Source organism: Castellaniella sp. (assembly GCF_004321985.1).
Lineage (GTDB): Bacteria > Pseudomonadota > Gammaproteobacteria > Burkholderiales > Burkholderiaceae_B > Castellaniella.
Genome location: NZ_SCQN01000007.1, coordinates 30,338 through 53,654 on the forward strand (window position 1 = coordinate 30,338; position 23,317 = coordinate 53,654).

At 60.6% G+C, this 23,317-nt stretch carries 24 protein-coding genes; 7 read left to right on the top strand and 17 right to left on the bottom strand.

Features of this window, described 5'->3' with window-relative positions; translation table 11 throughout:
* Nucleotides 1–108 precede the first annotated feature (108 nt).
* Both EPN31_RS01050 and EPN31_RS01055 read right to left on the bottom strand, forming a co-directional pair.
* On the bottom strand, nucleotides 109–1,041 hold the full coding sequence (locus EPN31_RS01050) for an SPFH domain-containing protein (RefSeq protein WP_291768226.1): 933 nt from the start codon (nucleotides 1,039–1,041) through the stop codon (nucleotides 109–111).
* Between the two features lie 51 nt (nucleotides 1,042–1,092).
* The gene (locus EPN31_RS01055; protein WP_291768228.1) at nucleotides 1,093–1,536 is read right to left on the bottom strand and encodes an NfeD family protein; all 444 of its coding nucleotides are present in this window, start codon (nucleotides 1,534–1,536) and stop codon (nucleotides 1,093–1,095) included.
* 170 nt (nucleotides 1,537–1,706) lie between these two features.
* On the opposite strand from EPN31_RS01055, the gene EPN31_RS01060 reads away from it, so the two are divergent.
* The 4 genes from EPN31_RS01060 (at nucleotide 1,707) to EPN31_RS01075 (ending at nucleotide 6,412) form a co-directional block, all read left to right on the top strand.
* A complete protein-coding gene (locus tag EPN31_RS01060) occupies nucleotides 1,707–2,084 on the top strand; it encodes a YkvA family protein (protein ID WP_291768231.1) in 378 nt (125 codons plus the stop codon).
* A 196-nt stretch (nucleotides 2,085–2,280) separates the two neighbouring features.
* Complete coding sequence (locus EPN31_RS01065) at nucleotides 2,281–4,056, top strand: monovalent cation:proton antiporter-2 (CPA2) family protein (RefSeq protein ID WP_291768234.1); 1,776 nt, start codon at nucleotides 2,281–2,283, stop codon at nucleotides 4,054–4,056.
* Nucleotides 4,057–4,170: 114 nt separating this feature from the next.
* Complete coding sequence (locus tag EPN31_RS01070) at nucleotides 4,171–5,442, top strand: MFS transporter (RefSeq protein WP_291768236.1); 1,272 nt, start codon at nucleotides 4,171–4,173, stop codon at nucleotides 5,440–5,442.
* Nucleotides 5,443–5,503: 61 nt separating this feature from the next.
* A complete protein-coding gene (locus EPN31_RS01075; protein ID WP_291768238.1) occupies nucleotides 5,504–6,412 on the top strand; it encodes a LysR family transcriptional regulator in 909 nt (302 codons plus the stop codon).
* Nucleotides 6,413–6,497: 85 nt separating this feature from the next.
* Here the strand turns inward: EPN31_RS01075 and EPN31_RS01080 are convergent, their stop codons facing one another.
* The 13 genes from EPN31_RS01080 to copC all read right to left on the bottom strand — a co-directional run bounded on the left by EPN31_RS01080 (nucleotide 6,498) and on the right by copC (nucleotide 19,610).
* Nucleotides 6,498–7,430, bottom strand: coding sequence for a polysaccharide deacetylase family protein (locus EPN31_RS01080; protein ID WP_291768240.1), 933 nt, complete (start codon nucleotides 7,428–7,430; stop codon nucleotides 6,498–6,500).
* A gap of 36 nt (nucleotides 7,431–7,466) precedes the next feature.
* Nucleotides 7,467–8,429, bottom strand: coding sequence for an asparaginase (locus EPN31_RS01085; RefSeq protein WP_291768242.1), 963 nt, complete (start codon nucleotides 8,427–8,429; stop codon nucleotides 7,467–7,469).
* Entirely contained in the window at nucleotides 8,419–9,756 is a 1,338-nt protein-coding gene (locus EPN31_RS01090) for an MmgE/PrpD family protein (RefSeq protein WP_291768244.1), read from the bottom strand. The genes EPN31_RS01085 and EPN31_RS01090 overlap by 11 nt, the downstream gene beginning before the upstream one ends.
* 48 nt (nucleotides 9,757–9,804) lie before the next feature.
* A complete protein-coding gene (locus EPN31_RS01095; RefSeq protein WP_291768245.1) occupies nucleotides 9,805–10,512 on the bottom strand; it encodes an ABC transporter ATP-binding protein in 708 nt (235 codons plus the stop codon).
* On the bottom strand, nucleotides 10,513–11,235 hold the full coding sequence (locus EPN31_RS01100; RefSeq protein WP_291768247.1) for an ABC transporter ATP-binding protein: 723 nt from the start codon (nucleotides 11,233–11,235) through the stop codon (nucleotides 10,513–10,515). It lies immediately after the preceding gene.
* Nucleotides 11,232–12,224: a branched-chain amino acid ABC transporter permease gene (locus EPN31_RS01105; RefSeq protein WP_291768249.1), complete on the bottom strand. Its 993-nt coding sequence runs from the start codon at nucleotides 12,222–12,224 to the stop codon at nucleotides 11,232–11,234. Before EPN31_RS01105 ends, EPN31_RS01100 begins: the two co-directional genes overlap by 4 nt.
* Before the next feature lie 11 nt (nucleotides 12,225–12,235).
* A complete protein-coding gene (locus EPN31_RS01110; RefSeq protein WP_291768251.1) occupies nucleotides 12,236–13,117 on the bottom strand; it encodes a branched-chain amino acid ABC transporter permease in 882 nt (293 codons plus the stop codon).
* Nucleotides 13,118–13,254: 137 nt separating this feature from the next.
* On the bottom strand, nucleotides 13,255–14,514 hold the full coding sequence (locus tag EPN31_RS01115; RefSeq protein WP_291768253.1) for an ABC transporter substrate-binding protein: 1,260 nt from the start codon (nucleotides 14,512–14,514) through the stop codon (nucleotides 13,255–13,257).
* A gap of 108 nt (nucleotides 14,515–14,622) precedes the next feature.
* A complete protein-coding gene (locus EPN31_RS01120) occupies nucleotides 14,623–15,579 on the bottom strand; it encodes an ornithine cyclodeaminase family protein (protein ID WP_291768254.1) in 957 nt (318 codons plus the stop codon).
* A gap of 68 nt (nucleotides 15,580–15,647) precedes the next feature.
* Complete coding sequence (gene hydA, locus EPN31_RS01125; RefSeq protein WP_291768255.1) at nucleotides 15,648–17,129, bottom strand: dihydropyrimidinase; 1,482 nt, start codon at nucleotides 17,127–17,129, stop codon at nucleotides 15,648–15,650.
* Between the two features lie 21 nt (nucleotides 17,130–17,150).
* On the bottom strand, nucleotides 17,151–18,086 hold the full coding sequence (locus EPN31_RS01130) for an N-carbamoyl-D-amino-acid hydrolase (RefSeq protein ID WP_291768257.1): 936 nt from the start codon (nucleotides 18,084–18,086) through the stop codon (nucleotides 17,151–17,153).
* Nucleotides 18,087–18,326: 240 nt separating this feature from the next.
* The gene (locus EPN31_RS01135) at nucleotides 18,327–19,226 is read right to left on the bottom strand and encodes a CopD family protein (protein ID WP_291768259.1); all 900 of its coding nucleotides are present in this window, start codon (nucleotides 19,224–19,226) and stop codon (nucleotides 18,327–18,329) included.
* Between the two features lie 9 nt (nucleotides 19,227–19,235).
* Nucleotides 19,236–19,610: a copper homeostasis periplasmic binding protein CopC gene (gene copC, locus EPN31_RS01140; RefSeq protein ID WP_291768261.1), complete on the bottom strand. Its 375-nt coding sequence runs from the start codon at nucleotides 19,608–19,610 to the stop codon at nucleotides 19,236–19,238.
* Between the two features lie 118 nt (nucleotides 19,611–19,728).
* Between copC and EPN31_RS01145 the strand changes: the two genes are divergently transcribed.
* A complete protein-coding gene (locus EPN31_RS01145) occupies nucleotides 19,729–21,348 on the top strand; it encodes a phosphatidylserine/phosphatidylglycerophosphate/cardiolipin synthase family protein (RefSeq protein ID WP_291768262.1) in 1,620 nt (539 codons plus the stop codon).
* A gap of 75 nt (nucleotides 21,349–21,423) precedes the next feature.
* Here the strand turns inward: EPN31_RS01145 and EPN31_RS01150 are convergent, their stop codons facing one another.
* Complete coding sequence (locus EPN31_RS01150; protein ID WP_291768263.1) at nucleotides 21,424–21,906, bottom strand: YaiI/YqxD family protein; 483 nt, start codon at nucleotides 21,904–21,906, stop codon at nucleotides 21,424–21,426.
* 3 nt (nucleotides 21,907–21,909) lie between these two features.
* Nucleotides 21,910–22,176 (bottom strand): hypothetical protein, encoded by a 267-nt coding sequence (locus EPN31_RS01155; RefSeq protein ID WP_291768265.1) that lies wholly within the window; start codon nucleotides 22,174–22,176, stop codon nucleotides 21,910–21,912.
* A gap of 203 nt (nucleotides 22,177–22,379) precedes the next feature.
* Between EPN31_RS01155 and EPN31_RS01160 the strand changes: the two genes are divergently transcribed.
* Entirely contained in the window at nucleotides 22,380–22,568 is a 189-nt protein-coding gene (locus tag EPN31_RS01160) for a YqaE/Pmp3 family membrane protein (RefSeq protein WP_291768267.1), read from the top strand.
* Nucleotides 22,569–22,862: 294 nt separating this feature from the next.
* The coding region (locus EPN31_RS01165; protein ID WP_291768268.1) for a hypothetical protein at nucleotides 22,863–23,317 on the top strand (455 nt) is incomplete at its 3' end.

The window sequence follows — 23,317 nt, forward strand, 5'->3', positions numbered from 1 at the left end:
AAACCTGGCACAAACTGCTTTTGGAATCCACAATCTCCACAGTGCTGCCAGAAGTCTCCATCACCCCGCAAATGCGGACAAAATGTGGAGCGTCCCCAGCCGACAGCATCATCCGGAAATCTTGGTCTGGGTCCCCTCGACGATCTTGAAGGCAGTACTCACCATCTTTGACAAATCACCCATGTCGGCCGGCACGATCATGACGTTCGACGCCTTGGCAATGCCGCCCCAGCGCGCGACGAAGTCCTGCGCGACCTGCATCCTCATGGCATCCAGGCCGCCCTTTTGCTGCAACGACTCGCCAACGGTCATGAGCGCCTTGGCGGTGGCCTCGGCGACCGTGAGGATAGCCTGTGCCTCACCTTCAGCACGCAATACCTGAGCCTGACGTTCACCCTCTGCCAGGTTGATGTGTTTCTGCCGGTCCCCCTCTGACACATTGATCGCCTGCTGCTTGTCGCCCTCTGATTTCGCGATGACGGCCCGCTTTTCCCGCTCGGCCGTGATCTGCAATTCCATTGCGCGCACCACCTCTTGGGGCGGTTCGATATTGCGGATCTCATAGCGCAGGACCTTGACCCCCCAATTGACCGCCGCGTGATCCAGCTCGCTCACGATGGAAGCATTCAGCTCGCTTCGAGACGACAGGACCTCGTCCAGCTGCTTCTTGCCTACATCGGAGCGCATCACCGTCTGGGCGAGCTGCTCGACCGCCACCAGCGGATTGGAGGTCCCATAGGCTGCGGCCTTTGGATCCGTGATCTGCACATACAGCACGCCGTCGATCGAGATCTGCGTGTTGTCCTTGGTGATGCAGACCTGCTCGGCCACATCGATCGGCGTCTCGCGCAGGTCAAAACGGTAAGCGACCGTATCGATGACGGGGATGATCAGGTTGAGCCCCGGCTCAAGCGTCTTCTGGTAGCGTCCTAGACGTTCGACGATCCACGCGTGCTGCTGCGGCACGACACGCAGCCCCCGGCTCAACAGTACAAAGGCGAGGACGACGAGAACAACCACGATAACGAAGCTGATGTCCATGTTCGGAAAACTCCTTTCGTTTTTCTGACTTGAGCACTGATGAATCGAGCACTACCGAACGGCTGGCGGCCCGATGAGCAACAGGTTGCCCTCGCGCCGCACGATCACATAGTGTTCACCAACTTCCGGAATTCCCTGCTCCGCCGATTCCAGCCTGGCGTTCCAGGTCGTTCCGCGATAACTGACCCGCAGCACGCCGCTCGCCGAGTCCACCACCGTCACCGGGCGCCCGATATCGTCATTCATGAGGTCGTCGGCGGCACGATTCCTCAGCTTGCCCCGCCACCAGTGTGCGACGGGCAAGCCCAGAGCGATCACAACGGCCAACGCCGCCAGGTCCGTCGTGAAGCTCGCGCCCGCCAGCGCGAGGCCCCCGGCCGCAAACAGCCCGGCGGCCACTGCAAGAAAATAGACAGTGAGAGAGTGGATCTCGGCCAGCACAGCCAAGCCGCCGGCGACCAGGAAGATCGCCCCGACGGCCTCATTTGAATCCATGAATGACATCCCCCGCTCCTTTCGCAAACGGCAGCCAGCCCCCACAACGATCCCGGAACATTACGTTGCGCCTGTGAGGCGCGCCGCGTGCGATTAAAGTATATGAGAAACGACCCTACACCTGATGCACAGGAATGAGGACCTATCGCAGATTGAGGATGGAGCATCAAATGGATCGCCTGAAAGCATGGGCGCAAGCCCTGAAACGCGACGTGATGACGCTGTGGTTCGTGCTGAAGCACCCCGACACTCCATGGTACGCACGCGCCCTGGCGGCCATCATCACGGCCTACGCGCTCAGCCCCATCGATTTGATTCCAGACTTCATTCCGGTGATCGGCTACCTGGACGACCTGATCATCGTTCCCGCAGGCGTCTGGCTGTTGCTGCGGATCGTTCCCGCGCAAGTACTCGCCGACAGCAGGGCCCAGTCGGAGCAATGGTTTCGCGACCAGAAGGAAAAGCCGCGAAGCTCGATCGGCCTGGCCATCATCCTTGCGCTATGGGGCGTCGCCGCCTGGGCAGCATACAGGGCGATTGCCGACTGACGCTGGCTTTTACAAGGCCGACAACGTCGAAGATAGCCGAGTAGTGAAAGCACGGATCGAAGTATCCTTCGGCGACCGTGGCCAAGACGCCGGTCTACCCGTATTGTTTATGATGTAGAGCCGTATTTTCAGTTGTAGCCTTTGTGACGGCTTCGTTGCCACCTTTCCGGATAAGAAGACAAGCAAAGAGCCGCTCATGTCCTTCCTGCCCGAGATTCTCGTTTTCCTCATTGCCGCCTGCGTGGCGGTACCGCTATCGCGCAAATCGGGGTTCGGTTCCGTCCTGGGCTATCTGATCGCCGGCGTTCTGATCGGGCCATGGGGATTGCAGCTCATCACTGGCGTGCACGCACTGCTGAGCCTCTCGCAAATCGGCGTCGTGCTCATGATGTTCATCATCGGGCTGGAGCTGCAGCCGTCCCGGTTGTGGGCGCTGCGGCGCACCGTCTTTGGCATCGGGGCGCTGCAGGTGGCGGCCACGACCGCCCTGTTGCTGCTGGCCGCGCGTGCGCTGGGCGTGGCCTGGGTGCCCGCGCTGATTGTCGGGTTCGGGCTCTCGCTCTCTTCCACAGCCTTCGTCCTGCAGATGCTGGCCGAAAAAAAGCAGCTCACCACCCATCATGGCCGCGCGGCATTCGGCACGCTGCTGTTTCAGGATATCGCGGCCATACCGGTGCTCGCAGTGCTCAAAGTCTTCACGGGCATAGCGGGTGGCGAGTCAGGTGCCGGCCTCGCGCCGACGCTGGTGGTCGTCGCGATCGTCGTGGCCTTGCTGTTTCTGGGGGGCCGATACGCACTGCGCTGGATGTTCGGTTTCATCATGCGCTTTGGCACGCCGGAGATCTTCACCGCCCTGGCGCTGCTGATCGTCATCGGCGCGAGCCTGGCCGCCGAACGCATGGGTCTTTCCATGGGGCTAGGGGCATTCGTTGCCGGCATGCTGCTGGCCGATTCAAAGTACCGGCACGAGTTCGAAGCAGACATCGAGCCATTCAAGGGGCTGCTTCTGGGTCTGTTCTTCGTGGCTGTGGGCATGTCGGTGAATCTGGGTCTGCTCGCCGCCATTCCACTGCAGGTGCTGGGCGTCACGGCAGGTTTCCTGGCGGTGAAGGCGCTGGTGCTCTATGGCGTGGCGCGTGCCTTCGGGCTGCCGGCTCCGGCGCCACGCCACTTCGCCGTCGTGCTGGCGTTGGGCGGTGAATTCGCCTTCGTGATTTTCGCCACTGCGGCGGCATACCACGTGTTTCCGCAGCGAACGGCAGACCTGCTCAATCTGGCCGTGACGCTCTCCATGGTAGCGACGCCATTCATCGTGATGTTCAACGACCGGGTCCTGACCGTCCGCGCTCAGCGTCGGGCGGCGCCGGAATTCGACACCATCACTGACAAGGGGACAGAGGTCGTCATCGCAGGGTTCGGCCGATTCGGTCAGATCGTCGGGCGTGTGCTGCGAATGCAGGATATTCCGTTCACGGCGCTGGACGCGGATCTGGACGAAGTCAACGCGATTCGCCGTTTCGGGAACAAGGTCTACTTCGGCGATGCATCACGGCTCGATCTGCTGCGCGCCGCACACCTGGCCAACGCGAAGATCTTCGTACTGGCGATCGATGACGTGCAGGACTCGGTTCACGTGGCGACGCTCGTGCATAATCACTTTCCGGGCGTGCAGATCTACGCGCGCGCCCGCAACCGGCATCATGACCACCTGCTGCGCGAACTGGGCGTGAAGTTCAGCGTGCGGGAAACGCTGTATTCAAGCCTGGAACTCACCAAGAGCGTGATGGAAGGACTGGGCCTGGCCGCGCACGAGACACGCGACGCACTCGAACGATTTCGACGCTACGACCAGGAGCTGCTGGATCGCCAGTACGCGGTTTTCCACGACGAGAAGCAACTGCAGCAGACCACGCGCGAAGTCGCCCAGGAGCTCGAGCATCTACTGTCCGAGGACACGCGAAAGGGGCGTTGAGCCCAAAGGCCTTCGGATGATTTCCGGGATCGGCACCGGGGGCGCCTTCTTGAGCGGGTTTATGCTGGGAAAAGACAGATTCCTGCGCATCCAAAAATGAGTCTCACTCCTCATATGAGTTCCAACACATCGAGTTCCACCACCCACTATGCGGTGATCGCGGGCGTCAGCGTCGGCCACATGCTGAACGACATCATGCAATCGCTGATCGTCACCGTCTACCCGCTGCTCAGCGCGCAGTTTCACCTGAGCTACGTGCAGATCGGACTCATCACGCTGACATTCCAGCTGACGGCATCACTGCTGCAGCCCCTCGTGGGCGCGGTGACGGACCGATATCCGTTGCCATACGCGACCCTGGTGGGCATGTGCTTCACGCTGACAGGCGTCATCCTTCTGTCGGTGGCCCCTTCCTATCCCATACTGCTGGCCGCCGTGGCGCTGATCGGCTGCGGCTCTTCCATCTTCCACCCACAGTCGGCGCAGGTCGCCCGCACGGCCGCCGGTGGGCGCTACGGCCTGGCCCAGTCGCTCTTTCAGATCGGCGGCAATACGGGGCAAGCGCTGGGCCCGATCGTGGCGGGTGCCCTGGTGCTGCAATACGGTCTGCAGGGGCGCGCGCGCATTGCCTGGTTCACGCTCGCGGCCCTGATCGGGATTGTGATTCTGCTGCAGGTCAGCCGCTGGTACGCACACCACCTTGACCTACGCAAATCCAAGCGGCAAGCCGGTGCACGCCGCTACCCCAAGCCGGTCGTGCGGCGGACGATCGGTGTGCTGTTCATCCTGATGGTGTCCAAATTCTTCTACCTCGCCAGCATCAACAGCTACTACGAGTTCTTTCTCATCCACCGCTTCGGGCTGTCCGACCACAATGCCGCGTATCTGCTGGGGGTGTTTCTTCTGGCGGTCGCCGGCGGTACGCTGATCGGCGGTCCGCTGGGCGACCGTGTCGGCCGCAAGTGGGTCATCTGGTTCTCGATCCTCGGCTGCGCACCCTTCACGCTGATGCTGCCCTATGTGGGGCTGGGCTGGACCGTCGCGCTCAGCATCATTATCGGCCTGGTGCTGGCGTCGGCGTACCCGGCCATCATCGTCTACGCACAGGACATGCTCACACACCGCATTGGCATGATCTCGGGGCTCTTCTACGGATTCAGCTTCGGTCTCGGTGGGCTGGGCGCCGCCTTGTTCGGCGCGGTGGCCGATCGTTACGGCATTGATTTCGTCTATCAAATCAGCTCGTTTCTGCCACTGATCGGACTGCTGGCGATGTTCCTGCCAGACGTGCGCCCGCCCACCAGTGAGGACGCCGATGCGGGCGCGGAAAGGGGTGCGGGCGCAGCCAGCACCGTGCCGCTGGTGAACCCATCGGCGCACGCCTAGCAACATTTCTGTACCAAGGGTACGATCTCGATGACCCCGCGCGCGGATTACGGTACCGAAAATGAACTTACGGCAGATCGAGGTGTTCAGGGCCATCATGATAACGGGCTCGGTCAGTGATGCCGCCCGCCTGCTGCACGTATCGGTTCCGGCGGTGAGCCGGGTCCTATCCCACGCTGAAAGCCAGCTGGACTTCCCTCTCTTTGAAAGAATCAAGGGGCGGTTGCATCCCACCGAAGAAGCCCGGCATCTTTACCAGGAAATCGAACAGGTCTACCGAGGCGTGCAACGCATCGACCGCCTGACGCACGAGCTGGCAGAACGACGCCACGGAATGCTGAGCATCGTCACCAGCCCCAGCATCGGGCATATTCTGATTCCGCTCGCACTTGCCAGGTTCCACCAGAAACACCCCGAAGTCCGCATACACTTCCGGTACCTGAGCTACCAGCTACTCAAAGAATACCTGCTCAGCCGCCAATCGGAGATAGGCGTATCGATCCTGCCGGTGGATCACCCCAATCTGACCGCGGCGCCCATCGCCAAGGGCCGGCTTCTATGCATCTGTCCGCCGCATCATCCGCTGTCGTCACGAGAATCCATCACTCCCCGGGACCTGGGGCCATACCCGCTCATCACGTACCCGCCCGACACTCCTTTTGGGGCGCGCATCGAACAGCTGTTCATTAAGTCGCAAGAAACCTTGCAGGTGGCCATGGAAGTCGGGTCGCCGCAAAACGCCTGCTCACTGGTCGACGCAGGCGCGGGCATCGCGCTGGTGGATGAGTTTTCGCTGCAGGCCTGGCCGAAGGCTAGCTTCGTCGTCGCACCAGTGTCCAACGCACCAGCCATCATCGCCGATCTCGTCTACCTGAGGACGGAACCGTTGTCTTCTATGGCGACGTCCTTTGTCAAGGAACTCAACAACGTGCTGGCCGAGCGAGGCCTTGCTCCTCCTGCCGACACTTGAGAGGCCTCGACTGTGGAAGACTGCCAGCGGCAGACCACCAAGCACGCTCAGATGAGGCCTACCACTGTGTTGCTGGGGAACGCGCTCATGCCTGGCTCGGCTCCGACCCATCCCCGGGGACTATGCCAGGTGGCAGGGACTTCACGTGATCGGCAATCTGGCCGGGCGTCGCCATCCAGATCTCGCCTCGATGCTGGGCAATGTGGTCCATGACCTTGCGGAATTGCCGCAAGCGATAAGGCTGTCCCAGGACGAAACTGTGGAGGACGATGCTCATGACGAGCGGCCGAGTTCGCGATTCTTCGAGCATCTCGTCAAACTGGTCGATCAGGTTGTCGCAGAACATCTGGGACGGCGTGCGCCGCGACACGCACTCGATGGAATCGTTCAGATCATGCGAGTATGGGATGGATAAGATACGACCATGCTTGGTAGTGAACCATATCGGCTGATCATCGATCGGCCAGTCCATCATGTATTCGTATCCATTCTCCTTGAGCAGTTCCAGCGACCGGCTCGTCTGGCATATGTACGGCGCCAGCCACCCCTTGGGGGACACCCCTTCGTGACTGCGCAGGGTCTCGGTCACCTCCGCGATGCATGCGATCTCTTCCTCTTCAGACATGTCGATCTGCCGTTCGGAGTCGGTGCGGCCATGCCCCACGATTTCGTGTCCTTTTTCGGAGAAACGCTCGATCAGCCCGGGGCAGTAGGCATACACATCGGAATTCACGAGCAGCCCGTATTTGAAGCCATAGGCATCGGCCAGGTCAAGCAGCCTCATCGCACCCACCCGGTTCCCATAGTCGCGCCAGCCGAAGCTCCGGATGTTGGGGTGAGGCTGAGAGACTGCGTAGTCATTGCCCAAACCCGCTCCAAAACGGAAATGCTCGATATTCAAGCTGAGATGTAGGGCGAGACGCTTGCCCTGCGGCCACTCATAAACCGGCCGATCACTGATGGCGGAATATTGATAGCGCCTGTGAGTATCCACCCGGGTCTTCTGATTCGCAGTCATGATCCTCATCATCCATGAAAAATTGTTTTCGGGAATTCACTCCCCCGACACAAACAACTCGGCGGGCGAAAGCCCGGCTGATAACCCGAATATCAGCCGCAGCCGGGCCTTGACCGCCGACAGGCTGCCGGCGGACACCAGGCCCGACGCCAACAAATGTATTTCTCCGCCTACTCCCCCGTAGGTTGCCCGAAGGACCTGCGCGCTGGCGCAACGACTGGCCAATACCACGGCCACCCCCCCTGTCGCCGCCTCTACGAGCGCCTCCGCCAGGGGCGGCGAAACGTGCCCTCCGCCAGCTCCCGCAATGACGAGGCCGTCGACCCGATCCTTGATCGCATTGACCACGAAGCCATCGGACCCGGCCGCGAACCAGAGCAGCTCGACCCGCTTGCAGGGGGCTACGGGACTGGGCAAACGATCCGAAAGCAGCGGACCGAAGAAGGGCACCGCCCTGCCCTCTATAACCATCCCGACGGGGCCGGCCGGAGGCGAGCCGAACGCAGCCACTCGGGTGCTGTGAACCTTAGCCACCCAGCGGGCAAGGTGAATTTCATCCTGATGGACGACGACCGGCCCGTAAGCCGAGAACCGGGGCGTCGCGGCAACTGCGACGGCAGCCGCCAGGTTGGCGGGGCCATCCTCACCTGGAGAACCAGGCACCCGCATCGCACCGGTCAGGACGACCGGCACCGGGGTTCGTACCAGAAGGGACAGCGCATAGGCAGTTTCTTCAAGGGTGTCGGTGCCATGTGTGATCACGACTCCGTCGGAGCCGCCTCGGATCTCCTCCTCGACCGCACATGCCAGATCCCACATGCTTGCCGGCGTCATGCTGCGGCTGGACAACCGCGACACATTCCGTGCGGAGATCAGGACCTCCCCGCCCGACTGCCGCGCGACAGCCGCCAGGACCTCCGCATCCAGCGCGGGGACCGCGCCGGTCCCGCTCTGCTTCGTGGAGATCGTCCCCCCCGTGGCGAGAAGGCTAATCCGCATGGCTGCCCGCCTCCTGAAACAGGCGGGAACAATCCGGAACCCGGGACAAGTCGGCCAGCCGGTCCCACCAGGCCTTCGCCAGTGAATTGTCGTCGACGAGTTCGAAGAACTTTTGCCTGACCTCGGCCTCGGTCAGAGGATCGAGATAATGCCCATGGGGATTGTCGACCTGCGCCGTATAGGTTCTACCGCCCGAAGCGAGCACGGTAATGCGCGCCGGCGAGGCATCCGGCCACTTTGCTTCCAGATCGTCGGTGACCTGCACGTCGATGCGTTCGGCAAGCTGCGCCGTCTCTGGCTCGAAGTGGAAGCTGTCCGCCCCCATCCCGCGACGCAGCACGGCGGCAGCCACCACGTACGGCAATGAGAACCGCGCAGACAAGTCATTGGGTTCCGCCTGTCGGTTGAGCTTCATGTTGTTGCTCACGGTTTCCACCTGGATGCGCTCTATGTGCGCCAGATCGATCAGCGGTAATTTTCTGACGGCGTCGACGGCAGCATGGCTAAGGGCGCAGGCGCTATGCATCTTGAAGTAATTCCGGGTCACGCCCAACACCGAATAATCCAGCGGAGCCACCAGCGCATCGCGATCGACCAAGGTGCCCGCCAGCTTCCCGAACGACAGTTCCAGGCTGGTAGGCGAGCCGGTAAAGCCCGCCTCGGCGAGCGTCGACGATCTCACCGCCAACTCGGCGGCGGCACCCATCCAGGTATTCCTGGCCGTTGCACCTTCGAAGCAGGCGTCCCAGATCGACAGGATCGGGCTCGTCGCCGCAATCCGGGCCGCCTCAATGGGATCCCTGTCCAGCACCATGGCGACGGCGACGGCGCCGCCGACCGCCCCGAAGTGCCCGTGCGGATGCGTGGGATACGTGAGGCGGTACGCTGTGAACAATCGCGCGGTCACCTCATACCCCGCGATCACCGCGCGCAGCAGCGTCTGTCCATGGGCTTTTTCCGCTTCCGCCACCGCCACCGCCGGAATCACGACCTGCATCCCGGGGTGCCCGGTGGGGCGCATTCCCTCATCGAGCTCGACGAAGCTTCCCGCCGTGGCATTCAGGAATGCCGCCCATTCCGGGTCCGCCCGGACCATGGAGGGGCTGAACACGGTGGCGCCATAGCGCGGCCCTTCCGCCGTCCTCCCCCGATTGCGTTCGAGGCCACTCAGGCGAACCATCGGTTCCTGGCGCGCACCGGCGCGGCTGACCCCGATCGTATCCGCAATGATGTGTCCGGCACGCTTGAGCGACGCGTCCGGAACGCGAGCCAGATTGACGCCCGCCGCAATACTGACCGCCTGATCCAAAAGTGAAATGACCGACACGCCAACCTCCCTCATCATCAAGAAACCCAGCCACCCCGGAAGTGCGCTTCAAATCCCCAGATAGGCGCGCCTGATCTCCTCCTTGTTGCGAAGTTCCTCAGACAGCCCGCTCAGGATGATCCTGCCCCGCTCCATCACATAGGCCCGTGTGGAATACTTCAGTGCCGAGGTCGTGTTCTGTTCGACCAGAAGCACGCTGGTCCCCAGCTTGTGGACCTGCTTGAGCTGTTCATACATCTCGTTGACCAGCTTCGGCGCCAGGCCCTGTGACGGTTCGTCGAGCATGATCAGTTTCGGTCCCAGCATCAGCGCCCGTCCTACGGCAACCATTTGCTGCTCACCCCCCGACAGCGTGCCCGCCAACTGCGAGGAGCGCTCCTTGAGCCGCGGGAACAAGTCGTAGATCAGGCTCAACCTTTGCGACCGCTGATCATGATCCTTGACCAGCCAGGCCCCGATCATGAGATTGTCGAACACGCTCAGGCCGGGGAATATCTGCCGGCCCTCCGGGACGTGCGCGATTCTGCATTCGGGAATCTTGTGTGCAGGCATCTTCGTGAGCAGGTTGCCGTCAAATGAAATCGTTCCTCCGAAGACCTGCACCGTGCCGGAAATCGCCTTCAGGAGCGTCGACTTCCCGGCTCCGTTCGCGCCCACCACCGCCACGTAATCGCCGTCCTCGACCTTGAGGGAAATGCCATGCAGGGCTTCGATCTTTCCATAGCCAGCGTGCAACTCATTGATCTCCAGGCCCATTCACTCCACTCCCAGGTAAGCTTCAATCACCTGCTTATGGCGGCTCACCTCTTCAGGTTTGCCCACCGTCAGGACCGAACCGTAGTCAAGCGCAAGGATCCGCGATGAAATTTTCATCAACGCGCGCATATTGTGCTCGATGACCATCAGGCTCACGCCGCGTTCCCGGTTGATGCGCACCAGCCTGTCCAGAATGTCGTCCACCTCGATTTCGTTCAGGCCTGCCATGACTTCATCAACCAGGAGCACCTGGGGATGCAGCATCATGGCGCGCGCCAATTCCAGCAAGGACCGCTGGGCCAGGGGGAGATCCTGGGCCAAGGTGTCGGCATGCCCTTCCAACCCCCAGAACTCGAGCTCTTCCTGCGCCGCCGCACGAGCTGCGGACACGGATTTCGCGGTCAGCAATGCCGCTACCGCCACGTTATCCCGCGCCGTCATTTCACCGAATACCTGAACGCTTTGCGAGGTCTTGGCGATACCCAGCTCCGCAATCCGATGGGTGGGCAGCCCGACGATATTCCTGTCCCTGAACCAGATGGCGCCGGAGACCGGCGGCACCAGGCTGACGATCGCATTGAACAACGTCGACTTTCCAGCGCCATTCGGTCCGATGATGCCCAGAATCTCGCCCTCGATCAGTTCGAAGCTCACTCGTTTCAGGGCGTGCAGGCCGGAGAAGCGCTGGTCGACGTTCTCCACCTTGAGGATGGGCTGACTCATTTCTCCACCCTCCGTTCAAGACGCTGGAATCCCGCATGAAGCAAGCCTCCCAGGCCCCGCGGCTGAAAGATGACCAGCAAGAGAAGAATGACCCCATACGCCAGCGGCCCCAACGCTGCCAGATTGCCGCTCAACTGCAGCGAGGCATATTCGTTGATCGGAATCAGAATGGCCGCTCCAAGCAACGGCCCCCACCAGAACTGCAACCCACCCACGATGGCAAACAGCACCAGATTCAACGTGGTGTCCCAGGAAAACGCCGTACGCGGATCGACATACTGAAGAAAGGCGCCGTACAAAGAGCCTGCGACGGCAACAATGGCGGCACTGATGAGCAACGTCGTCATCTTCGACTGGAACTGGTTTACACCAGCCAGAGTAGAGGCCTCCGGATTCGACCGGATGGCGGCCAGGCGCATCCCCAGCGCCGAGAAGCGGACCATCCGCGCAATCACCAGCGCAACGACCAGAAAGACTGCCGCCACGTAGAAGAAAGGCTCCGGCGTATCGAACTGGAGCGTCGACAACCCGGATGGGAGGATTGGGACGGAGATCCCTCTAGCGCCACCCGTCAAGCTGTCCCAGCCACTGGCGATCAGTTCGGATACGGGTAGAAGCGCCAGCGTGGCAAGGGCGAAATAGTGGCCGGACAACTGAAAGCTCGGCCACCCGATCAGCGCGGCGACCACAATCGACAACACCACCGCCACCGGAATGGCGAGCCAGGGGCTGAAGTGCAATGAGGACTGGAAGATCGCAACGGTATACATCCCGATTCCGAAGAACGTGATGTGGCCGAGCGAGATCTGATTCGCATAGCCGCCGAGAAGATTCCAGCCGACGGATGCGCCACCCAGCAGGCAGACGAGCACGGCGAGTCTCAGGTCGTATTCGCTGGTCAGATACACCGGAACCGTGAACAGGACGGCAAGGAGGACGATCCATCCGATGACTGCCGGAATACGGGAATTCACGGTACGAGTAGTCATATGCGTAGCCATCAGCGTTGCCCCCCGCGACGAATGCGCTGCAGCACACCCCCCGGAATGAGCACCAGGGCAAAGAAGAACACGACAAACACCGGAAGATTCTGGATCTCGATCGGCAACACCAAGGTCGACATCGACTGGATCACCCCCACCACCAGGCCTGCAATGATGGCCCCTCGGACTGAACCCAACCCGCCCAGAACGACGACAGTGAACATGATGAGAATGAACTGCTGGCCTATGTACGGGTAAGTCAGCGTGTATGGCAATATCACGGCCCCCGCTATCATGGTCAATGCGGAACCTATTCCGAAGGCGAGCATGTACATCCAGCGAGGATTGATACCCATCAACTGAACCGCTGACCGGTTCTGGGATGTGGCGCGCATGGCCTTCCCGTAGCGGGTCTTGTTCAGGAACAGGCTCAAAACGATCGCCATGATCAACGCACAAACGGCCGCATACACGAAGCTGGCTGAGAACGACAGGCCCAACACATTGAAAGTCTGGCTCTGGTAGGACGTGGTCACGCTGAGAAAATTGTTCCCGGCGATGAGGGCGACCCCATTGGCCAGCACCAGGCCCAGGCCGACCGTCGCAATGATCTGGGCGGACTGCGGCGCCTTGATGATGGGCTCTATGACCAGGCGCTCACTGAGCATGCCGAACAGAAAGCCGACGACTCCGACGAGCGGAGCAACGGTGAGCGGGTCGAGTTGCAGAAACTTGCTCAAGAAATAGGCGGCCATCATGCCTATCATCAGATACTCGCCTTGGGCGAAATTGACGATATTCATGACACCGAACATGAGCGTCAATCCGACCGAGATCAGCCCATAGACGCTTCCTATGAGGACCCCGTTCGCAACGGACTGCAAGATGAGATGCAGCATATCTTCTGGTTATCCTATGGTCGAACCTTCGACAATCGGCGATGAATTTCGGCGATGAATCTCGTCTCTATTCATCGAGGCGGTCCCGCCGGGGCCCGATCGAGCAGCCCGGCGGATGACAGACCGATCGTGCGGACTCAGTTCTTCGCGGCCGCTGGCCACTCAGGCTTGCCCTTGACCAGATTTCCCGGCCAGACCCCGACAAGCTTTTCGTTCTGCCACTGCACCATCAACGGCGCTGCATGGATGTTGACGCCGGACGCATCGAATTCGACCACACCCCCGGGCATGGACCCCGCGGCGCTCCGGTTGAACTTGCCCTTGTGAAGGGTCTGGGCCAGTTCAACCGGATTGGTCGTCGGATGCTCTTCCAGGGCCTGGGCAATCACGAATACGGCGGCTGCGTTGTCATGCGCCTCCTGGGGCATGAACATGCCGTATTTCTTCTGATAGGCTTCACCAATGGCGCCGTAATCATCCGGATTGGAAGTCGTGACGCTGAATACCCCATTTACCGTCGAACCCAGCACCTTCAGGAAATCCGGAGTCACGTACCCTCCTGTTCCACCGAACATCGGCAGGGTGCTGCCCGATGACTTCAAGGCGCGCATCAGCAACACGCCGTCGGTGACATAAGCAATGGAGAAAACGCTGTCCGCCCCCGAAGCCTTGATTTTGGCGACGACAGGATTCGCGTCGGTAATCTCGGGGGAATAGCCTTCGTACAGTGCGACATCGACACCGCTTTCCTGAGCCTGTTTCTTCAGAGCTGCGGCCTGGCTCGCACCGTACGCGTTATTCGCATACACGATGGCGACCTTCTTGAGCGGATGGCCATTGGCCTTTGCTACCTCCGAGGCATAGCGGAACTGGGCCGTGCCCATCTTCGACGCTGCGGCCGGCAGCTGGAAGAAGAATTTATAGCCCTGGTGGGTCAGGGTATCCGCGAACGATGTACTGAGCAGCGGGATTCGCGCCCGTTCCGTCACGCGCGCAATCGTCTCCGTGAGCCCGCTGGCATAGGCCCCGACCATGGCCAAGGGCTTTTTATTCTTGGAGAGGAAGTTGATCGCCGCGGACGCCGCCTTGGCCGGATCGCTGGTCGCATCGGCAACCGTCAGTTCCAGCTTCGCGCCGCCCATCGACTTGATGCCGCCAGCCGCATTGATTTCTTCCACCGCCAGCTGGATCCCGCGAAGCGAGTTCTCGCCGTTCTGTGCGGTGGCCCCGGTAAGCGGCAAGATCGTCCCGAGGGTAATGCTTTTCGCTTGGGCCGAGCTACTCGCAGCCACGCTGGCAGCCGAATAGCCCATCAGCCCGGCCATGGCTACGATACTGGCCGCCGCAATTTTCAGCCTGTGCCCAAAATCGTCATACGTTCCGAATCTGGTTGTCATGATCCTGTCTCCTTTTTCATGCGAAAACCATCTTGATTGGATTGAATGCAATACTGCAATTTCCGCCGAGCCTCGATCGGCACATGTCGGCCGCTCGTGTACCGCAGGTCAGTGCGACAGCCGGATTCCCAGGCCCCGCTTCCGAGCCTGTTCTACGACGGCTGCGCCACACACGAGATCCTGCACGGCCAGCCCCTGGGATTCGAAAATGGTAATTTCGTCGCTGCGCAAACGACCCGGCATCCTGCCCAGGAGCAAGTCGCCCAGGGCCCCGATCCGAGACACATCCCACTGGTTCACAAGAAGATCACCGCACTCCTTCGCGGCCACCTCGAGGTCGTCGACGAGGACCAGGCCGGCTCGTTCGAGAACCTCCTTGCCGATTTCTCTTTTTTTCGGATCATTCGACCCGATAGCATTGATATGCGTGCCGGGCCGCAACCACTCCGCCTCGAACAAAGGCGTCGCGCTATTGGTCGCCGTCACGATGACGTCGGCGGAGGATGCCGCCGACTTCGAATCGGCCGGCGAAAACCGCACACCGCCATGAGTGTCTGCCAGCCGCTGGATGAATGCATCCCGCCGCTGAGGATCCCGCCCCACCACCCGGACATCGGCAATCGTCGTCACAGAGTCCAGCAAGGCCCTGACCTGGTATTCGGCCTGGAAGCCAGTCCCATAGACGGAAAGCACGACGGGATTCTCGTTGGCCATTGCACGGGTGGCAATCACCGTGGCCGCACCAGTACGTATCTGACCCAGGCGATTCGCCTCCAGGAGCGCCACCATCTCGCCCGTCCCCATCGAATACAACATCAGTGCGAGAGCCGCTCCTCGGGTCACGCCGCGCCCCGCGGTCACGTAACTTTTGACGCCCATCATCCCGATGGCGGGCGCGCATGCCCACATGATGTTCATGACGGAGGAATCAGCAGCCATCCGCACCCTGACCGCATTCGTCGCTTCGCCGCGCGCCAGGCTACGAAACGCCGCATCCACGCAGCGGACCGCTTCCGCAATGGACAACTGGCTCGCAACCACCTCGTCGTTCAGGTAAACCGCCATTCCACGACCCTCGTTCAGAGAGATACTGCACGAATGGGACAACACGAAAATTCGGAAAGCACGCCGCCTCAGGCGCTTTTGTCGCTGGCCAACGCCCTCGCCACCAGACCGGCCGGCCGCCGCGACGCGCCGGCACGGGGCTGGGGCCACTCAAAGCGCGGCGACCCTCGGCGCAAGTATTGGCCACTTCCTCGTTCGGCATGCAACACATTGTTCTCGACGACTACCCGCCCGCGAGAGACAACGACCTCTGGCCACCCCTTGATGACACGGCCCTCATAAGGCGTATAGCCGACTTCGTCATGAAGATCCGCATGCGCGATGCGGGTTTCCCGGTCAGGGTTCCAAATAGCAAGATCCGCGTCGGCGCCTATCGCGATCCGTCCTTTTCTGGGAGCGAGCCCATACAGATCCGCGTGATTCGAAGCGGTCAACCGGACAAACTGGTGAATGTCCATCCTGCCCTTGAGCACGCCCTCGCTGAACAGAAGCGGCATGCGCAGTTCCAGCCCGGGAACGCCATTGGCCATGTCCTTGAAGGTCGTCTGTTCACCTTTCGGAAGCTTGCCGGTTTTGTCGAACCGATACGGCGCATGATCAGATGAATACGTCTGCAAGGTGCCGTCCAGGAATCCCTGCCAGACTGATTCTTGAGATCCAGCATCGCGCGGCGGCGGCGAACAGCAGAACTTGGCGCCTTCCAGGCCGGCGCGGTCCAGATCCTCCGCCGTCAGGAACAGGTATTGGGGGCAGCTTTCCGCCAGCACGTGCGCCCCCAGATGGCGGGCGCCGCGAATCAGCTCGACGGTGTCGCCGCCGGCGACGTGCACGATGAGAATCGGCGCATCGAGAAGCCGCGAGAACGTGATGGCGCGATTCGCAGCCTCGGCTTCGGCCAGCGGGTCGTGCGCCACTGCGTGAAACTTTGGCGCGGTGTGTCCCCGTTCGAGCAGACGCTTCGCCAGCCACTTGATGATGTCGTTGTTCTCCGCGTGCACCATGACGAGCGCCCCCTGCTCGCGAGCCAATTCCAGCACATCCAGCAACTGGTAGTCGTCGAGCTTCAGGCTGTCATAAGTCATGTAGACCTTGAGTGACGAAATCCCGCCCCGGATGGCGTCGGGCAAATCGCGGGCCAGGGTCGGCTCGTCGGGATTGGCCAGAATGAGGTGGAACCCGTAATCGATGACAGCCTTGGTGCGCGCACGCTCGGCATAGTCACGGACGACCTCGGGGATGGACGTGCCGCGGTGCTGCGCCGCAAACGGGATGATAGTGGTGGTGCCGCCGAACGCCGCCGACACGGTCGCCGAGTAAAAATCGTCGGCGCTCATCACCCCCATTCCAGAGAGTTGCTCCACATGGCAATGGCTGTCGATTCCTCCGGGCAGCACCCACCGGCCGGCGGCATCGACGTCTCGCGTGCCAGGCGGCAGCTTCGCGGCGATGGCCGCAATACGGCCATCGCGTATTCCAACATCGCCCTCAATGATCGCGTCGTCGGTCACGATGCGCCCGCGGCGGACAGTCAGATCGAAGCCTTGTTCCATGAGTGCGTATCCCAAAAACCGCTACGGCAGAGGTTCGCCCGCCCCGACGCGATCCACGATGAGCCGATAAAATTCAGGCCGACGATGCTTGGCGAAATTGAATACGTGCTTGCGAAAATTCTCGCCAATCCGCAAATCGGCCTTGACCACGATCACCTCGTCGTCCTCAGTCAGGGCGCGGGCGACCAATTCACCGGTAGGCGCAACGATGACCGAACTGCCTATCATGTGGAACCCGTCTTCAGAGCCGCACTTGGCGGCCGCGGCAACCCACAACGCATTCTGGTAGGCATTGGCCTGCAGCGAGATGAGGTGCGTGGTCGTGCGAAGATGGACTGGCTCGTTCCAGTGAATATTGACCGAGGGCGTGTTGTAGCCCAGGACGACAATCTCGGCGCTTTGCAATGACAGGACCCTATAGGTTTCAGGCCAACGCCTGTCGTTGCACAGGCACATGCCGAAACGCGTATCGTGCAAGTCGAATACCCGAAAACCGAGATCTCCCACCTCGAAATACTTCTTTTCCAGATGCTGGAACGGCGCCTCCAGCTTGTGGTCGGAATGGCCCGGCAAATGTATTTTGCGGTACTTGCCGATGATGTTCCCAGTTTTATCGACCAGAATGGAGGTATTGAAACGCCGGCCTTCGGGCGTGAGCTCGGCGTAGCCCAGATAAAAACCCAACCCGAGTTTTTTCGCTTCGTCGAAAAGTGGCTGGACCCGCGGATTCGGCATGGTTTTCTCAAAAAACCTGTCCAGCTCACCCTCGTCTTCCATCCAGTAGCGTGGAAAAAAGGTGGTCAGGGCAAGTTCGGGAAATACAACGACTTCCGCGCCACGGCTTTTTGCCTCGCGCAACATTTCCAATAACCGGCGCACCACGGCCTCACGCGAATCCGCCAGATTTACTGGTCCCATCTGAGCGACGGCCAGTCCTATCGCGCGATTGCTATTCATATAAACGCTTAGCCTCGAAAATGAGAAACGGGCTGACCACCGAGAATGAGCAATCCGAGAGATTCCGATTCCGGGCGCCCGCGAATGACGTAGTAGTCAATCATCAGCCAGAACCCCCCGGCTGCCAACTCACTTTTCGTTGCTCTGCATTAAGCCTCGGTTAAGGGCTCTCTGAACACGGCACGGCGCACTGAGGTTCAAAGCAAGGCGACGCGTGGTCGCTGGGCCATACGAGACCCATCAGGTCGGCGTGGCCATCGTACCCAGCTTGGCGGCCAGCAGCAGCACGCCGCAGATCACGGCGGCCTCGACGGCAAGGACGTTGGCAAAGCCGCGCAGCGCACCCGGCCGGCCGGCATCCAGGCGCACCATCCAGGCCCAACGATTCCAACTGCCCAAGATCACGACCACGACGACCAGCACGAGTTTGGCCAGCAATACCCACAGGTACGGCGACTCCCAGACGTGATCTGCTCCGCCGAGCGCGCGAAAAGCATTCACGATGCCCGACGCCGCCGCCAGCGGAACGACAACGGTCGCGAGCGACGAGAGCCGATGAGCCAGCCGACTCTGCTCTGACGGCGCCCAGCTCTTCCAAAAGCACAAAAGGCGAACGGATACCAAGACCGCACCGACCCACAGGCACGCTGCGAAGACATGTACGGTATGCGCCAAGACCGCGAAGCTGAAGAACCCATGGTCAGCCGCATGCCCCGTGGCGGCACGCGCATAGGCAAGCAGGGCCCCGCCGGAACCCCAAAGCACCAGTGCCCATAGGGGGAGGCCGTCCACCGCCCGCAGCGCGGCGTACCCTGGAAACGCAGCGAACATCAGCATTATCCAGGCGCAGGCCGCCACCCAGGCCATTGCGCCAAAGTCCGTCCCGGTGAGAACGACCCACAGATATCCGGCAAACTCGGCGGGGCCGGTATCGGTCATGGCCACCGTCGCCACGCTCAGGTAAGCGGCGAGCCCTAGCCCCAGCACCACGGCGGCAACGCGCAGGATAGCGAGCAGCGGCCGCCTGGCCCGTTGCGGAACCGCGCCAGACACCACCCACACGCCTACCACGACGGAAAGCGTGGCATCGACCCAGAACGAAAAAAACGGCTGTAACCAGTTGGCGGCCAGACTCACCATGCCCATCCGCTATTTGACGGTGAAGGTATAACCGCCGTGGGTGCGATGACCATCGTCCGCCACCGCGACCCACTGAACCTTGTATTGACCCGGAGACAGTTTCGGCAAAGCGACCTGCATCGACTTGTGGTCACTATCCGTGAAATGGGCCTTTTCCGTGTTGACCTGCTTGCCCTGCGCATCCAGCACGTTCAGGCGGCTGAGGGCGGCTTCGATCGGCTCGGTATAGAGAATGGTGACCGCTGCTGGGGCACTGACGGTCGCATCTGGGGCAGGCGTCTGCTGCGCCGGTTGTGCATGCGCCCAGGCCTGGCCCACGCTTGCAAACAGAAGCAGTCCCGTGGCGGCCACGATGGAAATTGAAGTCCTGACAATGGGGTACATGGTGATGCCTTATTGGGAAACGTGCTGACGACATTGGCGATCATATCGCGAACGCGGCGAATCGACCTGAGACCCACAGACATCCACATGCCTCATTATGAGATGATGAGGATCTGTCATGTGTACGAAGACCATGCAGCTATCCCATCACTCCGTGCGCAACCACATCGCTAGGTCCATGACGAGATTTGCGTCCATCGGCAGCGCGGCAGTCGTCTTGCTGCTTGCAGGCTGCGCTGGCCTGCCCAAGAACGTACAGCGTCCGGTCTCGCATGCGCTCGCGCAACCCGAGAGCACACCGCTGGGACAACTCGTCGAACACAAGCGGCCAGACACGGTGCCACACGATCTGTCCGGCTTCACTTTGCTGCTCTCGCCCAACAAGGCCTACGCAGGCCGACTCGCAATCACCGAGCAGGCCAGCAAGACACTGGATATCCAGTATTACTCCGTTCACGTGGACCCCACCGTATCCAGTCTGCTGCGCGCTGTGCGTGCGGCGGCACAGCGCGGCGTACGGGTACGCATCCTGCTCGATGACTTCAATAGCGTTGGACACGATGCTCAAGTAATGCGCATGGCCAACGTGCACGGTGTGGAAATGCGCATGTTCAATCCGCTACCGGGCAACCGCCGATCCGGCACGTTGCGGGCGCTGGGATCCCTGGACGACTTCCGGCGCATCCAGCACCGTATGCACAACAAACTGTACATTGCCGACAATGCCTGGGGCATCGTGGGTGGGCGAAACCTGGGAGATGCATACTTCGGTACGGCCGACGGGCGCGACTTCGTCGACATGGACGTGCTGGCTGCCGGCCCCGTTGTCCGAAGCCTGTCCACGAGCTTTGACCGCTATTGGAATAATCCGCTCGCATACCCTGTGGCCTCGCTCATCACGCCCGCTGAACTGGCCCGCCTGCGTGAACCCACCAAGCCTGCCCCCGAGGAAACGCAGACCGCATCCCCAACTGCCCCCACCCCGACACCGGCATTGCCCTCTGCGCTGGATCTGGGGTCGCTACCGCTGGTCTGGGCCCCTGCGGGACTACTGGTGGATAGCCCTCTGAAGCTCGTACCCGAAAGCGATGACCCGCATGCCAATGGCGCCGTGATCGAGGGCCTCCTGTCATTGCTGCACACCGCACAGCGCGATGTGATCATCGTTTCGCCCTATTTCGTGCCGGGCCCGCAGATGATGGCGCTATTCGCAGATCTGAAAAAGCGTGGCGTTCGCGTTCAGGTACTCACCAATTCTCTGTCGTCAACCGATGCGCTGCTGGCGCAGGTCGGCTACGCGCGCCACCGCAAGCAGCTTCTGAAGCTGAATGTGGGACTCTTCGAGATGCGTTCACGCCAGCGCACGCGGCTACGCGATACGGTACTGGGCTCCGAGAACGTGGGTTCACGCGCTTCACTGCACGCAAAGCTGGTCATCGTGGATGGACACACCATCGCGATTGGTTCCATGAACCTGGATCAGCGCTCCAAGCTGCAGAACACGGAAATTGCGCTTGTGATTCGCAACACGGCACTGGCGCAACAAGCCGCCGCCCAGGTACAGGCGGTCATCTCAGCGGGCGCATGGAAGGTCGAACTGACACCGGATGGCGCCTTGCGCTGGTACGAGCCGCCCGCCGATCACCCGCGCGTCGCGGACCATGATCCCGACACCAGTGCATGGCTGCGGCTGCTGGAGAAGGTGCTCACTCCTTTCACGCCGGACGAAATGCTGTAGATGTAGAGGGAGAAGGGAGAATAGAGGGAGAAGGGAGAAGCGCCCTCCCGGGAGCTAGTGCACGTCGCTGAATGGTCATGGCTTGTCGACATCAACCCTTGCCGTGCCCATCCGAAGCGCCTTCTGCAACAGCTTGTCCAGCGCGTTGGCAAATGCACGCCTGTCCGCTTGGCTAAGAACTGATGGCCCGCCCGTATCGACGCCAGCGCTCCGCAACTCCTCCATCATGTCCCGCATCGTCAGCTGTTCGCTGATGCTGTCGGCGGTGTAGCACTCGCCGCGAGGGCTGAGTACCAGCGCCTCTTTGCGCAGGACCTCGCTTGCCAGGGGGATATCTGCGGTAATGACCAGATCGCCGGAAGATGCATGTTCGACGATATAGCTGTCCGCCACATCGAATCCTTGTGGCACCTGGACCGCCCGGATCAAAGGGGATGGCGGCGTGCGCAGCATTTGATTGGCTACCAGCGTCAGCGGTTGCTGCAATCGTTGCGCCGCCCGATACAGGATGTCCTTGATGACGACCGGACAGGCGTCGGCATCAACCCATATCTTCATGAGCTAGCCCTTCAGGGCTTCGGTCAGCAGCGTGTTCACCAATTCGTTGACGCTGATGTGTTCGGCCTGTGCCTTCGCGTTCAAGGCCGAAATCAGGGGCTGGTGCAGCTTGACGGGGAAGGACACCAGACCGGCGGCATGGTCCAGGCGCCGCTGTTCGCGACGATCCAGAGCAGGCGCGGCGCCCGCGTAGCGGCTCGGCGGGATCGCTGCATTGAGCTTGCCCATGAGTTTCAGGGCTTTTTGTTTTTCTAGATCGGTTTTTTTCATGAAGGGCTCGATGCTGAAGTCGGTCGGTGGCAAATTTGCCAAGCCGCATCTTAGAGGATATCGAGGACGAGGACAGGGATTGCCAGAATTTGTGCTTCTTGGGTCAGGCCACTTGTGGGCTGGACGGGCCGCGCCGTCTCGGACGTTGGCGTGGTGCAGTGTGAATTAAAATGACCCCTTTCAACCCACGCCGGAGACCATCCATGCGCCTGCTCATCGCCTTGCTCCTGCCATGGCTGGCTTTCTTCACCATCGGCCGCCCCCTGGCGGGGATCATCTGCTTGGTCCTACAGCTCACCTTGATCGGCTGGATCCCGGCGGCGATCTGGGCCGTGTATTCGCTTGGCCAGTACAACACTGATAAGAAGATCGAGAAGGCACTAGGGCGCTGAGTTACGGGGTAGCTGGAACAGACCTGTCTCGATAGCTGGGCCTTGGGTATGAAGAACAGTTCCTGATGGCTACACCCAAGACTGCGGAAAATAGTAGAAAGACACGTCTAGGACAATCGTGTTGCACTTCTGGATAGCATTTACCACGACCCGGGTGCGGAAAAATCCACTGGATAATCCCATCTGGGCATCGATATTCGTCACGACCAGCTGCTTTCGGCCAGAAGTGGCCCTTCTGTTTGTATCTATGCGGTGCTGATTCACAATTTACTTTGATTCAGATGTTACGCATCAATGATCGAATCTCGCTACTGGAAGGAAGACCTCATAGCGCACGCAAGGCGACTGCGCTCATCTAAGAGTCCGCCTAGATGGAGCGAGGGGGCTGTTGTCAATTTTGAAAAGGAGCTGATGATCTCCTTTTTCATGATTCGTGTATTGTTGGAGCACAAGAAGACGTCATCTAAATCTCAGAACTATCAGGTGCCGGTTCACTGTGCTCCATGGAATGGCAAGCTAGTCACACAACTCAATTTCTGGGATGTTGACGAACTCTATCACTTCGAAAAAGAAGTCGAGAAAAGGGTATCGCTGCCATTTTTAGCAAACCAATTTATTCATTCTAAGATCATCTATACCTTGCGCGACACGACTCGAAACTGGTCGGAAGTGTTGCTTTGTTCTGATCTTGAGATAAAGAAAGCAATCTATAGAATTTCAGTTGAGGAAATTCGCAAGGTATTTATCTT

Bases quoted from the DNA above. Each gene is read 5' to 3' on its own strand.
- EPN31_RS01120 (WP_291768254.1), bottom strand. From the start codon at position 15,579: ATGGCGGTTTACCTGAACGACGAGGTGGTTGCGAGCCAGTTGTCCATT.
- EPN31_RS01135 (WP_291768259.1), bottom strand. From the start codon at position 19,226: ATGGTGAGTCTGGCCGCCAACTGGTTACAGCCGTTTTTTTCGTTCTGG.
- EPN31_RS01105 (WP_291768249.1), bottom strand. From the start codon at position 12,224: ATGACTACTCGTACCGTGAATTCCCGTATTCCGGCAGTCATCGGATGG.
- EPN31_RS01145 (WP_291768262.1), top strand. From the start codon at position 19,729: ATGTGTACGAAGACCATGCAGCTATCCCATCACTCCGTGCGCAACCAC.
- EPN31_RS01160 (WP_291768267.1), top strand. From the start codon at position 22,380: ATGCGCCTGCTCATCGCCTTGCTCCTGCCATGGCTGGCTTTCTTCACC.
- EPN31_RS01110 (WP_291768251.1), bottom strand. From the start codon at position 13,117: ATGCTGCATCTCATCTTGCAGTCCGTTGCGAACGGGGTCCTCATAGGA.
- EPN31_RS01150 (WP_291768263.1), bottom strand. From the start codon at position 21,906: ATGAAGATATGGGTTGATGCCGACGCCTGTCCGGTCGTCATCAAGGAC.
- EPN31_RS01075 (WP_291768238.1), top strand. From the start codon at position 5,504: ATGAACTTACGGCAGATCGAGGTGTTCAGGGCCATCATGATAACGGGC.
- EPN31_RS01070 (WP_291768236.1), top strand. From the start codon at position 4,171: ATGAGTTCCAACACATCGAGTTCCACCACCCACTATGCGGTGATCGCG.
- EPN31_RS01100 (WP_291768247.1), bottom strand. From the start codon at position 11,235: ATGAGTCAGCCCATCCTCAAGGTGGAGAACGTCGACCAGCGCTTCTCC.
- EPN31_RS01130 (WP_291768257.1), bottom strand. From the start codon at position 18,086: ATGAATAGCAATCGCGCGATAGGACTGGCCGTCGCTCAGATGGGACCA.
- EPN31_RS01155 (WP_291768265.1), bottom strand. From the start codon at position 22,176: ATGAAAAAAACCGATCTAGAAAAACAAAAAGCCCTGAAACTCATGGGC.
- EPN31_RS01055 (WP_291768228.1), bottom strand. From the start codon at position 1,536: ATGGATTCAAATGAGGCCGTCGGGGCGATCTTCCTGGTCGCCGGCGGC.
- hydA (WP_291768255.1), bottom strand. From the start codon at position 17,129: ATGGAACAAGGCTTCGATCTGACTGTCCGCCGCGGGCGCATCGTGACC.
- EPN31_RS01080 (WP_291768240.1), bottom strand. From the start codon at position 7,430: ATGACTGCGAATCAGAAGACCCGGGTGGATACTCACAGGCGCTATCAA.
- EPN31_RS01095 (WP_291768245.1), bottom strand. From the start codon at position 10,512: ATGGGCCTGGAGATCAATGAGTTGCACGCTGGCTATGGAAAGATCGAA.
- copC (WP_291768261.1), bottom strand. From the start codon at position 19,610: ATGTACCCCATTGTCAGGACTTCAATTTCCATCGTGGCCGCCACGGGA.
- EPN31_RS01085 (WP_291768242.1), bottom strand. From the start codon at position 8,429: ATGCGGATTAGCCTTCTCGCCACGGGGGGGACGATCTCCACGAAGCAG.
- EPN31_RS01065 (WP_291768234.1), top strand. From the start codon at position 2,281: ATGTCCTTCCTGCCCGAGATTCTCGTTTTCCTCATTGCCGCCTGCGTG.
- EPN31_RS01050 (WP_291768226.1), bottom strand. From the start codon at position 1,041: ATGGACATCAGCTTCGTTATCGTGGTTGTTCTCGTCGTCCTCGCCTTT.
- EPN31_RS01115 (WP_291768253.1), bottom strand. From the start codon at position 14,514: ATGACAACCAGATTCGGAACGTATGACGATTTTGGGCACAGGCTGAAA.
- EPN31_RS01060 (WP_291768231.1), top strand. From the start codon at position 1,707: ATGGATCGCCTGAAAGCATGGGCGCAAGCCCTGAAACGCGACGTGATG.